Raw genomic sequence first — 14,860 nt, 5'->3', positions numbered from 1 at the left:
ACTCTCTGTTGGAAAGTTGAATCAATTTTCTGATAAAGTCTTTAGCACTTTTTAGGTTAGATAAAAGAAAACATCCTGCTAAAGCAGAATGTTTTCTTTTAAGCTTATTAACGACGGGGTTCATCGTCTTCAAATTCTTTGGTAAACAAACGGCGTTCTTCTTCTGGTTCCGCCATTTCAGCATCGTCAGGGTGGAAAATAGCACGAATCATCAAGACACGAGAACCTTCCATCTCTTCTGAAATCAAAGTGATATTATCAACATCAAAAGATAGCTTTTCGCCTTCATCAGGGATCGTTCCTAATGCCGTGATCAAATAACCAGCCATTGTATCGACATCACTCATATGAAGACTCGTTTCAAATTCTTCATTGAATTCATCAATCAACATTTTACCATTGATCAAAAATTCATTCTCACCGACTTTTTCATATAACTTTTCGATCTCATCAGATTCATCATCAATTTCACCGACAATTTCTTCTAATAAATCTTCTAATGTAACCAAACCAACAATACCGCCATACTCGTCCAGCAAAATCGACATTTGGTTTTGCGTTTTTTTCAATTCATATAATAGATCATCAATAAAAATCGTCTCAGGAACAAACAATGGTTCTTGTAAGATTTTTTGCAAGTTTACATTTTCAAAGCCAAACTGACGAGCGGCCTTTAACAATGTTTTTGTATGCAAAATCCCAACAATTTTATCTTTATCTTCATCATAAACTGGAATTCTTGAATAGCTTTCACTTAAGATTTCATCAATATTTTCTAAGACAGAATCATTGATATCGATCATGAATGAATCAGTCCGAGGAACCATTACTTCACGTGCTACCTTCGTGTCTAAAGAAAACACACCTTGCAGCATCTCGATTTCATCATTGTCCAATACGCCTTCATTTTCCAACATATAGCGCATTTCATCACGAGTCATTTTTGTATCTTCGTCGTCAAATGTCATTGGTGTCAATCTGGCTAAAAGATTGGTCGAAGCCGTTAACAACCAAACAAAGGGTTTCGTGATGATTCCTAAAGTTCTAACCACACCTGAAGTAAATTGTGCTACTTCTTCGGTTTTGGTCATAGCAATTCGTTTTGGATATAATTCACCAAATACAATCGAAACATAGGTCAACAAAAGCATTACAATCACAGTTGAGATCGTCTTAGCAGCTGCGCTCCCACCTAGCAATGGCGCCAATTGGGCAGATAAACTATCTGCTAACGAAGCTCCTGATAAAATATTGACTAACGTAATCCCTACTTGAATCGTCGATAAAAAATTATTGGGATTTTGAAGAACCACTAATAATTTTTTAGATTTAAGATTACCTTCTTCTGCTTTTTGTTCTACTCGGTTTTTATTGACCGACACCACCGCAATTTCAGCCGCAGCTAAAAATCCGTTGATTAACGTTAAAACTACCAATAAACCTAATTGGAGTAATAACGACTGACTATCGGGGTCAGCATTCATAATTGCATTCGCTCCTTAATTTAAAGTGTAAAAAAAGTGGCACAAAGGCCACAGTAAAATCCTATCACATCAGTTGTTCTATTGCAATCTTTTAAACAATTATAGAAAGTAGTTCGTACTTAACTAAGAAATTCTTGTTCTCGTTCTTCTTGCTTACTTTGTTTGAAAATTTTAATAATAAAAATCACGATCGTACGTAAAATTGCATATACTGGAACACCTAAAAAGACGCCTAAGATACCCGCCAAATTTCCAGCAACTAATAAAATTAAAATGATTGTCAATGGATGGATATTTAAAGATTTTCCGATCACATTTGGATAGATCACATTGCCATCAACTTGTTGAACAACCAAAACAACTAAAATACATAACAAAGCTCGTGTTGGTGAATCAAAGAACGTGTAAATCAGTGCCGGTGCCAAACCTAGATAGGGCCCTAAATAAGGAATCAAATTAGTTAATCCAGCAATCACACCGAATAGAAAAGCATATTCCACACCGATCAATAAATAGCCTAAGAAGGTGAATGTACCGACAAACAAACATTCGATCGCTTGTCCGCTGATATAGTCAGACAACGTTTTATTCAATTGTTTCAATAAGTCATTGATATTGCCCCGTTGTCTTTCAGGAAAGACACGCTCAATATTTGGAACCAATTTATCTCCATCTTTTAGCATATAGAAGAGAATAAACGGCACGGTAATCAATAATAAAACGACTGTCGTAATTTTCCCAATAAATGAACCCAACCCATTGGTTAGCCCACCTAAAAATTGTTGTAACAAATCACCAGCTGAAACATCTAGATTATTGATGTATTTATCAACGTCTAATTCTTTGAACAATGGAAAATGTGTTGCTTTATCTGCTGTTTCTTGCAACCACGTTTGCATATTATCAATGAAGCCCGGAATATTTTTTGCTAGTGAAACAAGCTGTTCTACTAGATTAGGAATGATACTCATGAAAATCAAAATGATGATACCGATCAACAAGATAAAAATGAGAGCAATTGCCAACAGGCGTTTCATCCCAAACTTCATTAATAAATTCACTAATGGATTCAATAGATAATACAAAAATCCAGCAATCAAGATTGGTGCAAATAGTGTGGTAAAAAATGTGCCAATGGGTTTAAAAACAAAATCAATTTTTGACGAAACTAGGATAAACGTCGCAATGATCAATATTTCAATCGACCAAAACATTAATTTTGAATTTTTTATTTTTTCAAACATTCATCTACTCCTTTTTTTCAATTTAGTTTATAGTATACATCATGTGAAGAAAAATACCCTTTAGGAAGGTGTCATTATGAAAATTTTAATCACTAAAGATACGATGAGCGAAATCTATCTCGATGCTGTTCGGATTCGGCAAAAAGTTTTTGTTCAAGAACAAGGTGTTCCATCAAATCTAGAAATCGATGGCAACGAAGCTTATGCTGTCCATTTTGTTTTATATACCGATGACAAACAAGCGGCAGCGACCGTTCGTCTATTACCTTTAGATGAAAAAACATTCAAGCTCCAACGGATGGCTGTTCTTAAAGCTTATCGCGGCCAAAATTTAGGCGCCGCAATCGTGGAAGAAGCCGAGCTTTTTGCTAAGCAACATCAGTTTAAAACAATCGAACTTGGCGCACAGCTGAGCGCAGAAAAATTTTATCAAAAACTAGGCTACAACGCCTATGGCGAAATTTTTCAAGATGCCGGTATCGATCATATCCATATGAAAAAAGAATTCTAATCTTCAGTATAGAAAAAAGACTATGTCAATTCACTTTGACATAGTCTTTTCTTTTGTTTACTTACGCGACAATTGCTTGTAACGATCATACCAAATATCGACATAGCCTTGAGAAAAAGGCCCCTTTTCATTGTTGATCCAGTCCACTAAGATCTTGACGTTTTCTTTAAGGATATAATCAATCTCTTTTGAGTAATGCATTTGCTGACTATGGGCTTCATATTCATCTACGTCCAATAACCGTTTTTCGCCATCTGGGAAAACTTTGACATCCAAATCATAATCAATATACTTTAACGCTTCGTCATCTAATACATAAGGTGATGCTAGATTACAATAATAAGAAACTCCCTTCTCTCGAATCATTGCTATTATGTTGAACCAGTATTTTTGATGAAAATAAACGATTGCTGGTTCACGAGTGACCCATCTTCGACCATCGGATTCAGTGACTAATGTATGGTCATTCAATCCGATCAATGAACACTCGCTTGTTTTCAATACCATGGTATCACGCCACGTTCGATGCAAACTGCCGTCGTGTTTGTAACTTTTAATTGTCACAAACTCTCCTTCTTTTGGAACCTTCATAGCTACCCTTCCCTCAGCGAAATTCATTCCGCATTTGTTTGGGTGTTATCACACCGACATCAGAATTATTATAGCAATAAAATGAAAGATTGCCTACTAATCTTTGTCGTCAGCTTGATTATTTTCAAAAACTTCGACTATTTTTTGTTGTGGTTTAGGGAAAACGTAAGTCGAAAAATCCCGCTGTTTGACCCAATCGCCTACGAGCGAGACTTGGTCGGTACTGCGGCCATAAAAAACTAAAATATGCCATCGTAAATGACTGAAAACATGTTTTACTTCTCCTAAAACTTTCTTCTGCCAAATGATTTCTTGGTCGATAAAAAAATCAGGATTTTCTTCTGCGACCTGGCTACTAGAAAAAAGATCCCAGCTGCTTGGATCATATTGTTCTTTCAATGAATTGAAGTGTGCTTCAGTGATTTCTTCCATCGGAAATAACCACATATTCGCTAACAAGCCTTTTTCTGCTCTTTTTTGTAATAAGAAAGTCTGGTCTTGATTCTCAATAACTCCGGCAACATAGTAAACATCTTTTGGTTTTTGCTTTTTTGATTTTACTGGAAAGTCAGTTTGACGATCTTCTTGATACGCCTGACAATATTTTTGCAGCGGACAGCTTTCGCATTCAGGACTGGTCGGTGTACAAATACTTGAACCAAGATCCATCATCGCTTGATTAAAATCTCCTGGGTGTTCTTGACTGATTATTTTATGCATCGCTTCATCAAAAACTTTTCGACTACTCGCTTTTGCAATATCATCTTCAATACAAAATAAGCGACTAACGACTCGCATGACATTTCCATCGATAGCTGGCTCAGGGAGCTCAAAAGCAATACTGCTGATAGCGCCTGCTGTATAGGGACCGATTCCTTTTAATGAACGGATGTCTTCGACTGTTGTCGGAAATTCTCCGCCGTATTCTTCCATGATTTGTTTTGCAGCTGTTTGCAGATTACGCGCACGTGAATAATAGCCTAAGCCTTCCCATACTTTCAATAATTTATCTTCATCAGCTTCAGCTAAATCTTTGATGGTGGGAAAGATTTCCATAAAGCGATAAAAGTAATCGATCACCGTATCAACCCGTGTTTGCTGCAACATAATTTCTGAGATCCAAATACGATACGGGTCTTGGTTATAACGCCAAGGCAGATTTCTTTTTTCGTGTTGATACCAAGTTAAAAAGTCTGTTTGAAAGGCGGTGACCGTTTCTTCTGACCAGTCTTGCCATGGCTTATTCATTTTGTTCCTCTTTTCCTCGGATAAATATATCAATTTGATCTAGTTGAAAGCCTTTTTGGTAAAGGCTTTGTTTTACTTTTTGACGTCTTTTAGCTGGTTCAAACCGCTGATTTTTACGCCATAATTTCTCTCCTTGGATCTCTAAAGCATCAGTTTCCTGTTCTTCAATTTCAGAAAAATCGATTTCAGCCAAAACATTTTTACTGATATCATTGCTAAATCCTTTAGTCATCAACAGTTGTTGGATTTTTTGTTTTGCTTCACGAGGACTTTTGCGATGAAATTTCTTTAATGCCTTTTGACCAGTGTGTAACGCTACTTCAAACTGGCTTTCAGTTTCGTAAAGATACAGCGCTTGCTGGATCACATCATCTTTTAGCCCTTTTTGTTTTAATTTTTGTTGTAAAACACGTGGCCCTTTGTCACCTAAACGAATCTGAGTGCGTACATAGCTCTCGCCATAAACCAAATCATTGATCAAATCGAGTTCTTTCAATCGGATAATAATTTTTTGGCGGTCAGCTTGTTCAATCTCATGATCTTTTAAATAGATCCGAATTTCTTGTTCTGTTCGTAGTTGGTAACTTAAATAATTCAATGCTAACTGAAAGCCTAAATCTTCTTTTCCTTCTTGTTTGATCTCAGTCAATAAGTCTTCTTCCAGTTCCTGTCCTTTCAATAAACGATGACGAACGACTGTGTCTTCTGAAAGTCTTAGTTGTTCGCCATTAGAAAATTCAACTTTATAAAAAGGTCCTCGACCTTGACTAATTTTTGTCACTGTTACCATGTCATTTACTCCTTATATAAGACGATAAAATCGTCTGTTGCTACTATGTATAATAGTTTCAGCACCACTTGATTCATAGATACTCTAATAAAGATTAATTCTATCATAGAAAGCTAAATGTCCGCTAAAAATATGCTAAAATAGTCCCAGTTTAGCTTTTCATTGATCATTCAACAAAGTACCGAGTTTTTAGCGATAAGGATTTTACGGACTTCGTTTATAATAAAGGTAAAGAAACTAAAAAGGTATCACACTAAGAAAGGAGCGGCTTATGGCTGTTCAATTACAAACCAATCAAACATTAACGTTAAAAATCAAACGTCTCGGAATCAACGGTGAAGGTATCGCCTATTATAAGCGTTTGATCATTTTCGTCACTGGTGCACTGCCAAATGAGACCGTTGTGGCTAAGATCACGAAAGCAACCCCGCGTTTCGCTGAAGCATCACTAGTCAAAATCATGAAAAAAAGTCCTGACCGGATCACGCCTCCATGTCCTGTTTACGAAGAATGCGGCGGATGCCAACTGCAGCATATAATTTACAGCAAACAATTGGACTTTAAAAAAGATCTTTTAAAACAGGCGTTGGAAAAATACAAACCCGAAGGTTATCAAAGTTTTGACTTACGTGATACTTTAGGTATGGATGATCCTTGGCATTATCGGAACAAAGCGCAATTCCAATTACGTAAAAACAAACAAACACAGCAAGTCGAAGCAGGCCTTTATCAAGCTGACTCACATCAATTAGTACCGATCAAAGACTGCCTTGTCCAAGAACCGACAACTCAAAAAGTCATTAATACTGTTACTAATTTATTAACTAAATACGATGTTCCAATTTATGATGAGCGTAACAACTCTGGAATCCTGCGTACATTGATGGTTCGGATCGGTATCCATACTGGCGAAGTTCAATTAGTCCTGATCACTAAAACAAAAAAATTACCTAAAAGTAATGCTTTGATCCGTGAGATCACTACTCGCTTACCGGAAATAGTATCCATTATGCAAAATATCCAAGACAAGAAGACGTCGGTCATAATGGGTGATGAAACCATTCATTTATGGGGCAAAGAAGTCATCAATGAGCAAATCAACGAGGTCAGTTTTGAACTTTCACCCCGGGCTTTTTTTCAGTTAAATCCTCAACAGACCAATGTCTTGTATCAAGAAGCGATCCAAGCTTTAGATTTAAAAACGCCCAAGACAGTCGTTGATGCTTATTGCGGTGTTGGGACGATCGGTTTATCATTAGCCAAACAAGCAAAAGAAGTTCGCGGCATGGATATTATTCCTCAAGCTATTGAAGATGCGAAAAAGAATGCGGCGGCTATGAACCTGACAAACACCCATTATGAAGTCGGAACAGCCGAAAGTTTATTGCCCAAATGGTTAAAAGCAGGTTTTGCTCCAGATGCGATCGTAGTCGATCCGCCAAGAACCGGCTTAGACAATCAATTATTGACCGCTATTCAAGCAGCTCCAAGTCCACAGATGGTATATATCTCTTGCAATGTCTCTACATTAGCCCGTGATCTTGTTAGCCTAACTAAAATTTACCATGTAGACTATTTACAATCAGTCGATATGTTTCCACAAACAGCTCGCTGTGAAGTCGTGGTCAAACTAACTAGAAAATAAAATACAAAAAAGACGTGTCCAAATCAGACACGTCTTTTTTATATTAGTAACCTGCAGCTGGTTGTCCATAAGCGTCATACGTATTATTTTGCTGATTAGTAGTATCAGCATTTTGGTCTGTCGCGCCGCCATAGCCTTGATCATTCGTATATCCCTGATCATTTTGCGTAGTCGGATCACTGTAATCTTGATAGCCATTGTCCGTTGTCCCTGAGTTATCATACGTATTACCGCTAGTACTATAATTATTGGCATTATCGTAACCTGGTGCATACTGACTGGTATCGTCGCTAGCTTTACCATCAGAATCATCATAGAATAAGGTATCAGTATCTGTTTCTGACAGATTAGGTAAAGTTGTTGCTGTCGCAATCCCTAATTGTTTCTTCAAAGTATTCTGGATATCTAATAATTCATTTGTTCCTAAAATTTGATAATAGATATCATCGATCATCTCACTTTGACCAACTAATTGTTTTTGTTTGATCGTATCAAAGGCAGAAAGATAATTCGTTCCGATGTCTAACATGTCATCCCAAGATAAATCGGTCGTCATATTTTTTTCAACAGCTTTTAAAATTTTCTTATAGTTACCTACACCATTGATCGACATTGCTTTTTTTAATATTTTAGTTACTACTTCACGTTGGCGTTTTTGACGTCCAACATCGCCTTCAGGGTCCTCGTGTCTCATCCGAGCATAGGCCAATCCTGTCTCACCATTTAATGTTTGTTTTCCTTTTTTCACATGAATACCATCTAACGTAAAATCAATTTTATTGTTAACTTCAATCCCGCCAACAGCATCGATCAGGTCTTTCAACCCTTTCATGTTGATCGATACATAGTGATCCAACGGAATATCCAATAGATTTTCGATCGTATCCATCGACATATCAACACCACCAAAAGCATAGGCATGGTTTAATTTATCATTCGTTCCATAACCAACGATCTTAGTTAAAATATCACGATCGAGGCTGACAATCGTTGATGTCTTTTTCTTAGGATTGATCGTCACTACCATCATACTGTCAGAGCGGCCTTGTTCTGTCCGCCCTAAATCACCAGTATCGACACCCGCTAATAAAATCGAAAACGGTTCTGTATTGTCTATATTGGGTTTTGTTGTATTGCTTCGCTTAGTACTTTTTCGTTTTGTATTACTACTTATACTGTCGACCATTTTACTCGCGTCATTCGTTACTTGGACCGCGTAGTAAGTGATCCCGCCGACAAATAAATTTAATACAATCAAGATTCCGACAACTATTTTTTTTCCGCGACTCATGCTACACCTCTATCAGCAATTTTTATATTCTATTTTCTCATAACTCAATTCTTCGCACAACTAACTCCGATAAATATTAAGTTAATATTCTATATTTAAAAAGTATTAATTTAAAATTACCCTATAAAATTGATTTATACCATACAAATATGAATATTTTAGGAAGCTTTTAAAAATTAGACAAAAAAAGCAAGACTGAAAAACAGTCTTGCTTCAAAAAAAACTAATTATTTAGCGTCCGCTAAATTTTTGTTTGCTTGATCCCAATTGATTACATCCCAGAAAGCCGCGATGTAATCTGGACGAACATTTTTATATTTTAAATAGTAAGCATGTTCCCAAACATCTAATCCAATGATTGGTGTTTTGCCCTCAGTCAATGGGCTGTCTTGATTAGCAGTCGATGTGATTTCAAGCTTTCCATCGTTCAGTACTAACCATGCCCAACCAGAACCAAAACGGCCGGTTGCAGCTGTCTTAAATTCTTCTTTCATTTTTTCAAAACTACCAAAGGCTTCATCAATCGCTGTTTTGATTTCTCCTGTTGGCTCGCCACCCGCATTAGGAGCTAAAATTTTCCAGAAGAAACTATGATTTGCATGACCGCCACCATTGTTGCGGACAGCAGTTTTGATATCTTCAGGAACGTCATTCAAATTGCTGACTAATTCTTCAATTGATTGTTCCCCTAATTCTGGATGTTTTTCGATTGCTGCATTTAAATTTGTTACATACGTATTATGATGTTTATCATGATGCAAGTGCATCGTTTCAGTATCGATAGAAGGTTCTAATGTATCGTAACCATAAGGTAAATCGGGTAAAGTATAAGCCATTGTTTAATTCCTCCTTAAGTATCTTACATAAAGACTGTATCAAACAATCCATACTTCTTCAAAAAATATGCTTAGCGCGGAGAAGAATCCGTTTTCTCTTCTTCAAACAGTTCAACTTTTTTAAAAATAAAAACTTTACTAAAGAAATAATTGGCAATTACGACCACTACCTGCGTAATAACCTTAGCAATCAAATTTCCGGTATGCAGCATATCGATCAATAAATACATACACGCCATATCCATTCCATAGGAAATGATGCGGGCAACTAAAAATTTACTAAATTCCCAGATCAGTGCGCCGACACCTTCTGTTTTTGATTGGAACACCCAAATTTTATTGGTTACAAAGGCAAATAGAACTGAACAGATCCATGAAATCGTATTGGAAATCGGCCAGCTGAGATGAAATCCTTGGTACGCTAACAAAAAAGTGACGATATTGACAACTGTGGCCAAACCGCCAAAAAATAAATAAATAAAAACTTCCCAGAGTTTTTTTTCAATTAAATAGTGTTTGAATCCTTGATAAATTTTCATATGCCCACTCTTTCTATTTAAGCTCTCACTTAGTAAGATAACGAAGCTTTGAATCGTAGTCAATTCTTTCTTGATTTCTTTTTAGTTTTTTATCCTTCATCTTGTTATTTCAATCTTACTTCGCTACAATGACATTTGGATATATAGATTGGAGCGATCACATGACTTTTCGTCAATTATTTAAAGGATCTTTGTTTCGTTTTGAAGATCTTAGCCAAGCTAGAAGTACCCCCTTCTGGAAATCAATCGTCTACTTAATTGGTTTGAGTGTTCTGTTAGCTATCCCCACCGTTTATCAGGCCTTACAAGTAATGACTCAAATAAAAACCGATAGTTTAAAAATTGTTCAAAAAGTACCTGATTTTGAGATTGAAGATGGCCAAATAAAAACTGAATCAAACGATCAAGGATTTATTTATCAAACCGACTCGATTATCTTCACTTTTGATCCCGCTGGCAAACGTAGTCAAAAAGATGTAGAAAAAGATTTAGTCGGCAATTACTTTAGTGTAGGACTGCTTAAAAGTAAAGCTGTCGTCGTTTTACCCGACTACGGTGGTATCAGTTCCACAATGTTCGGGGACAATGTCCTAACCTTTTCTTATAAGCAAGAACCTCTGAAAAGCTTGACTAGTGAGAAACTAAAATCCGGATTGGAAGACCTAGAAATTCCAGCTTGGACACCGCTAGTAATGTTGATTGCTGGATTATATCCATCCTTCATTAATTTATTTGTTACTTTGCTGGTTGCTGGGATTGCCGGAACCATCGTAGCTAAACTAAGATTGCGTCGGATCACCTTTTTTGAATCTTTCAAAACGATCGTTTACTGTGCAACGATACCGACGATTATTGCAACGCTGATTTCACTATTTCAACCAGCGTTTGATGTCAGTCTCTTGATTACATTTATTAGTTTATTTATCTTTTTTAGAGTCACGACCTTTTTCCCACGAATTGAATTACCGACAAAATAACTGCTTACGATTTCGTAAGCAGTTTTTTTTAACTTAGTTTGTTAAAATAGAACCAAGATTCAAATTGAAATGAGGGGAATTTTATGGCAAAACCAATTATTTTTTTACAGCGAGAATTCCGAACAGAATTCTTAAAAAAAATCCAAGCACTTGCTCCTGATTATCTCGTTCAGACAACTCTTTCTAATGATGAAGTAGCGCAGGTTGAAATCTCGGTCGGTTGGCCAAAAAAGTTTAATGATTCTTTGTTGGCTAGTAAACAATTAAAATGGGTCCAATCAATTTCAGCGGGTGTCGATTCTTTGCCTTTAAAACAATTCTCAGAGAATGATATCTTACTTTCAAATGGCAGCGGAATCCATGCACTATCCATTAGTGAACATATCATTGGTACTTTATTGAGTTATTATCGTGGTCTAAATCAAGCGATCAAATATCAGAATAAAAAAGAATGGGTTACTGATTTTGTTCATTACGATCAATTAGCTGGAAAAAATTTATTAGTTGTCGGAACCGGACATATCGGTCAGCAGTTATCAAAATCCATTCGTAGTTTGGGTGTAAATGTTTATGGCATCAATACTACTGGTCATTCTGCTGAAGGCTTTATTGAAACCTATTCAATAAAAAATCTCACTAAAATTGTGACTGAGATGGATATCGTAGTCGGTATTTTACCTGGTACGGCAGATACCTATCATATTTTTAATAGTGATGTGTTTGATCAAATGAAATCCTCTGCGATGTTCGTGAATGTCGGTCGCGGTAATACTGTCCACACTAAAGAACTAGCAACAGCATTATCGAATAAGCAAATTGCTTTTGCTGCTTTAGATGTATTTGAAGAAGAACCACTACCAAAAGATAGTCCATTATGGGAAATTGAAAACTTATTGATCACCCCACATATTTCAGGACTCACTGTAGATTTTCAAAATAAATTTATGAAGATTTTTTTAGCGAATCTAAAAAGTTATCTTGAAAAAGATGCACTGACTATCAATCAAGTAAATTTAAAAAATGGCTATTAAAAAAGTTGAAGCTATCGCTTCAACTTTTTTTCTGTCTCTTTTACAATGTATACGGGCCTATTTTTAGTCTCCATAAAAATCTTCCCAATATATTTTCCGATGATCCCGATCCCTAATAATTGAACGCCACCGATAAATAAAATAATTGTTACTAATGATGGCCATCCCGCTGTTGGATCACTGAATATCAGTGCCCGTATGATGATGAAAATCATCGCAATGCCAGAGGCGATACAAGAAAAGCCACCAACAAATGAGGCGATACTCAACGGTACATCTGAAAAATTGACAATGCCATCGATCGAATAATTAAAAAGTTTCCAAAATGACCATGATGTCTCACCTGCAGCGCGCTCCCTGTTTTCAAATGAAATATATTCTGTTTTAAATCCTACCCAACTAAATAGTCCTTTAGAAAAGCGATTGTGTTCCGTTAATTCTAAAACGGCATCGACCACTTGACGAGTCATTAGACGGTAGTCTCGTGCACCATCAACCATTTCAGTATCACTGATGTGATTGATCAATTGATAAAACTTCTTAGCAAAGAAACTACGAACCGGCGGTTCCCCTGCTCGATCAGAACGGCGGGTTCCAACGCAGTCGATATCGGAGGTTTCGATCAAATCAATCATTTGCGGTAAAAGCTCAGGCGGATCTTGAAGATCCACATCCATTACCGTTACTAACTCACCTTTAGACGCTTGTAGTCCGGCATACAAAGCCGCCTCTTTTCCAAAGTTACGTGAAAAAGAAATATAGCGAACATAATTATATTGAGCTGCTAATTTACGTAAGACTTCTAGAGTTTGATCGCTGGAACCATCATTAATAAAAATATATTCAAACTCATGGAAGACCGTTCTTTTTACTTTTTCCATTTCTGTAAAAAACAATGGGATTGCTTCTTCTTCATTAAAACAGGGAACAATTACTGACAACATCCAAATTCACTTCCTAATTAAACTTATACTTTGGTTCATCTAACTCTTCATCATAGTCTACTTCTAAATCATAACCCTTGAAAAACCATTCATCTGATTCTTCAATAAAGAATAATTGGCCACCGATTGTTTCTTCAACGAGCGTTTTTTCTGGTGTATCAACTGCCAATCCTACCGAAAAACCATCATGAACCTGTGTTTTACCATAAACTTTCCCATAAAACTTAATGCCTTGACCAGCTGTTGGTTCCATTTCTTTTTTGAACCAGTCTTGCGCTTTTGGAGTGATCGTCAATTTCATTTATCTTCACCTATCCATTCATTTTTTCGTCTAAGTAGTCTACATCTTCATCACGACCGATCACCACTAGATGATCGTCTTTTTGTACCACTTCTTCTGCTCCAGGTGTAACGATTGGATCCTGTTTATCCCGCCGAATCGCTACGACATTCAAACCAAATCGCCGGCGGAAATCTAATTCATTCAATGTTTTACCATAAAATTTACGATTCGTTACATTGATCTCAGCTAACGAAAACTCGTCTGATAATTCTAGATAATCCAAAATATTTTTTGAAACTAAATTATGCGCCAAGCGTTGACCCATGTCACGTTCAGGGTGAACGACACGGTCTGCCCCGATCTTTTCTAAAACACGAGCATGGTATTCATTCTGAGCTTTAGCTACGATATCAGGTACGCCCATTTCTTTGACCATCAGTGTGACCAAAATGCTTGCTTGAATGTCTTCTCCGATTGCTACGATCACATGATCAAAATTTCTAATCCCTAACGAGCGCAACGTCATTTCATCTTGCGCATTCGCAACTACAGCATGCGTGGCAATATTCATATATTCATTTACTCGATCTTCATTACTATCAACCGCTAAAACTTCCTGACCAGACTCAATCAATGTCCGGCAAATACTTCCACCGAACCTCCCTAATCCAATAATTGCAAAATTTTGTTTCATGATAGCTCCTTATTTTTAAACTAGTGAAATCAAATGATTACTTTAAATGAACAACAACTATAAATCTCAGTATAACAAAGAGCGGGTTAATAAAACAGAGATGACCTCTCTATTTTATTAACCCGTGTTTAAAGGCATAGATAGCTGCTTGTGTACGATCCTCAACTTCTAGTTTCGCTAAAATATTTGAAACATGTGTTTTGACAGTTTTTAAGGTAATGAATAATTCATCCGCAATTTCTTGATTGCTCATCCCTTGAGCAATCAGCAACAGAATCTCTTGTTCACGATTAGTCAATTCCTCATGCAATACGTGACGGTGACGATTCGATAGTTGATCCATCATTTTAGTCGTTACTTCAGGTTCCAATACCCGCTCACCTTGATAGGTCGCACGAATCGCATCAGCGATTTCATGAGCGGTTGAAGTTTTCAATAGATAGCCTGATGCGCCGGCCTCGATTGCCGGATAAACTTTCTCGTCATCGATAAAGCTGGTCACAATCAATATTTTTGCCTCTGGCCAATCTTTCAATATTTTTTTGGTAGATTCTATCCCATCCATTACTTCCATCACTAAATCCATTAGGATCACATCAGGGCGTAATGCTAATGCTTTTTCATATCCTTGGGCTCCGTTTTCTGCTTCACCTATTACTTCGATATCTTTTTGGATCGATAAGTAAGAAGATACACCTAAACGCACCATTTCATGATCATCTACTAACAACACTCGAATCATTGCTTACCTC

16 protein-coding genes are annotated in these 14,860 nt (G+C 36.7%); 4 read left to right on the top strand and 12 right to left on the bottom strand.

What is annotated here, in order from left to right:
- Positions 1-107 precede the first annotated feature (107 nt).
- Both ACQKTA_RS01200 and ACQKTA_RS01195 read right to left on the bottom strand, forming a co-directional pair.
- Entirely contained in the window at positions 108-1,484 is a 1,377-nt protein-coding gene (locus ACQKTA_RS01200) for a hemolysin family protein (RefSeq protein WP_427813898.1), read from the bottom strand.
- Between the two features lie 119 nt (positions 1,485-1,603).
- Entirely contained in the window at positions 1,604-2,728 is a 1,125-nt protein-coding gene (locus tag ACQKTA_RS01195) for an AI-2E family transporter (protein WP_332580391.1), read from the bottom strand.
- A gap of 76 nt (positions 2,729-2,804) precedes the next feature.
- Here ACQKTA_RS01195 and ACQKTA_RS01190 point away from each other — a divergent pair, with 76 nt between their 5' ends.
- Complete coding sequence (locus ACQKTA_RS01190) at positions 2,805-3,239, top strand: GNAT family N-acetyltransferase (protein WP_407855938.1); 435 nt, start codon at positions 2,805-2,807, stop codon at positions 3,237-3,239.
- Positions 3,240-3,296: 57 nt separating this feature from the next.
- On the opposite strand, the gene ntdP is transcribed toward ACQKTA_RS01190, so the two are convergent.
- From ntdP to recX, 3 genes are all read right to left on the bottom strand, one after another.
- The gene (gene ntdP, locus ACQKTA_RS01185) at positions 3,297-3,830 is read right to left on the bottom strand and encodes a nucleoside tri-diphosphate phosphatase (RefSeq protein WP_071858244.1); all 534 of its coding nucleotides are present in this window, start codon (positions 3,828-3,830) and stop codon (positions 3,297-3,299) included.
- Positions 3,831-3,926: 96 nt separating this feature from the next.
- On the bottom strand, positions 3,927-5,078 hold the full coding sequence (gene mutY / locus ACQKTA_RS01180) for an A/G-specific adenine glycosylase (protein WP_427813897.1): 1,152 nt from the start codon (positions 5,076-5,078) through the stop codon (positions 3,927-3,929).
- Positions 5,071-5,868 (bottom strand): recombination regulator RecX, encoded by a 798-nt coding sequence (gene recX / locus ACQKTA_RS01175; RefSeq protein WP_332580395.1) that lies wholly within the window; start codon positions 5,866-5,868, stop codon positions 5,071-5,073. Before recX ends, mutY begins: the two co-directional genes overlap by 8 nt.
- 271 nt (positions 5,869-6,139) lie before the next feature.
- On the opposite strand from recX, the gene rlmD reads away from it, so the two are divergent.
- Positions 6,140-7,513, top strand: coding sequence for a 23S rRNA (uracil(1939)-C(5))-methyltransferase RlmD (rlmD, locus tag ACQKTA_RS01170; protein ID WP_427813896.1), 1,374 nt, complete (start codon positions 6,140-6,142; stop codon positions 7,511-7,513).
- 43 nt (positions 7,514-7,556) lie between these two features.
- Here the strand turns inward: rlmD and ACQKTA_RS01165 are convergent, their stop codons facing one another.
- The 3 genes from ACQKTA_RS01165 to ACQKTA_RS01155 form a co-directional block, all read right to left on the bottom strand.
- Positions 7,557-8,804, bottom strand: coding sequence for an LCP family protein (locus ACQKTA_RS01165; RefSeq protein WP_427813895.1), 1,248 nt, complete (start codon positions 8,802-8,804; stop codon positions 7,557-7,559).
- A 227-nt stretch (positions 8,805-9,031) separates the two neighbouring features.
- Positions 9,032-9,640, bottom strand: coding sequence for a superoxide dismutase (locus ACQKTA_RS01160; RefSeq protein ID WP_427813894.1), 609 nt, complete (start codon positions 9,638-9,640; stop codon positions 9,032-9,034).
- Positions 9,641-9,711: 71 nt separating this feature from the next.
- Positions 9,712-10,179, bottom strand: a complete 468-nt coding sequence (locus ACQKTA_RS01155; protein WP_427813893.1) for a GtrA family protein — start codon at positions 10,177-10,179, stop codon at positions 9,712-9,714.
- A 161-nt stretch (positions 10,180-10,340) separates the two neighbouring features.
- Between ACQKTA_RS01155 and ACQKTA_RS01150 the strand changes: the two genes are divergently transcribed.
- Together ACQKTA_RS01150 and ACQKTA_RS01145 are read left to right on the top strand one after the other, a co-directional pair.
- On the top strand, positions 10,341-11,156 hold the full coding sequence (locus ACQKTA_RS01150) for a DUF1189 domain-containing protein (protein ID WP_427813892.1): 816 nt from the start codon (positions 10,341-10,343) through the stop codon (positions 11,154-11,156).
- A gap of 83 nt (positions 11,157-11,239) precedes the next feature.
- Positions 11,240-12,187 (top strand): phosphoglycerate dehydrogenase, encoded by a 948-nt coding sequence (locus ACQKTA_RS01145; RefSeq protein ID WP_427813891.1) that lies wholly within the window; start codon positions 11,240-11,242, stop codon positions 12,185-12,187.
- A gap of 11 nt (positions 12,188-12,198) precedes the next feature.
- Here ACQKTA_RS01145 and ACQKTA_RS01140 read toward each other — a convergent pair whose 3' ends face one another.
- From ACQKTA_RS01140 to ACQKTA_RS01125, 4 genes are all read right to left on the bottom strand, one after another.
- Positions 12,199-13,131 carry a glycosyltransferase family 2 protein gene (locus ACQKTA_RS01140; protein WP_427813890.1) on the bottom strand — a complete coding sequence of 311 codons (933 nt, stop codon included), beginning with the start codon at positions 13,129-13,131 and terminating at the stop codon, positions 12,199-12,201.
- Positions 13,132-13,144: 13 nt separating this feature from the next.
- On the bottom strand, positions 13,145-13,432 hold the full coding sequence (locus ACQKTA_RS01135) for a HesB/YadR/YfhF family protein (protein ID WP_407856672.1): 288 nt from the start codon (positions 13,430-13,432) through the stop codon (positions 13,145-13,147).
- 10 nt (positions 13,433-13,442) lie between these two features.
- Complete coding sequence (locus tag ACQKTA_RS01130; RefSeq protein WP_071858233.1) at positions 13,443-14,108, bottom strand: potassium channel family protein; 666 nt, start codon at positions 14,106-14,108, stop codon at positions 13,443-13,445.
- A 109-nt stretch (positions 14,109-14,217) separates the two neighbouring features.
- The gene (locus ACQKTA_RS01125) at positions 14,218-14,850 is read right to left on the bottom strand and encodes a response regulator transcription factor (RefSeq protein WP_332581609.1); all 633 of its coding nucleotides are present in this window, start codon (positions 14,848-14,850) and stop codon (positions 14,218-14,220) included.
- Positions 14,851-14,860 lie beyond the last annotated feature (10 nt).

It is taken from the genome of Enterococcus sp. 22-H-5-01 (assembly GCF_050310005.1).
Taxonomy (GTDB): domain Bacteria; phylum Bacillota; class Bacilli; order Lactobacillales; family Enterococcaceae; genus Enterococcus_A; species Enterococcus_A hailinensis.
Note: the sequence above shows the minus strand (reverse complement) of the source record. Positions and strands in the feature narration are given on the sequence as shown.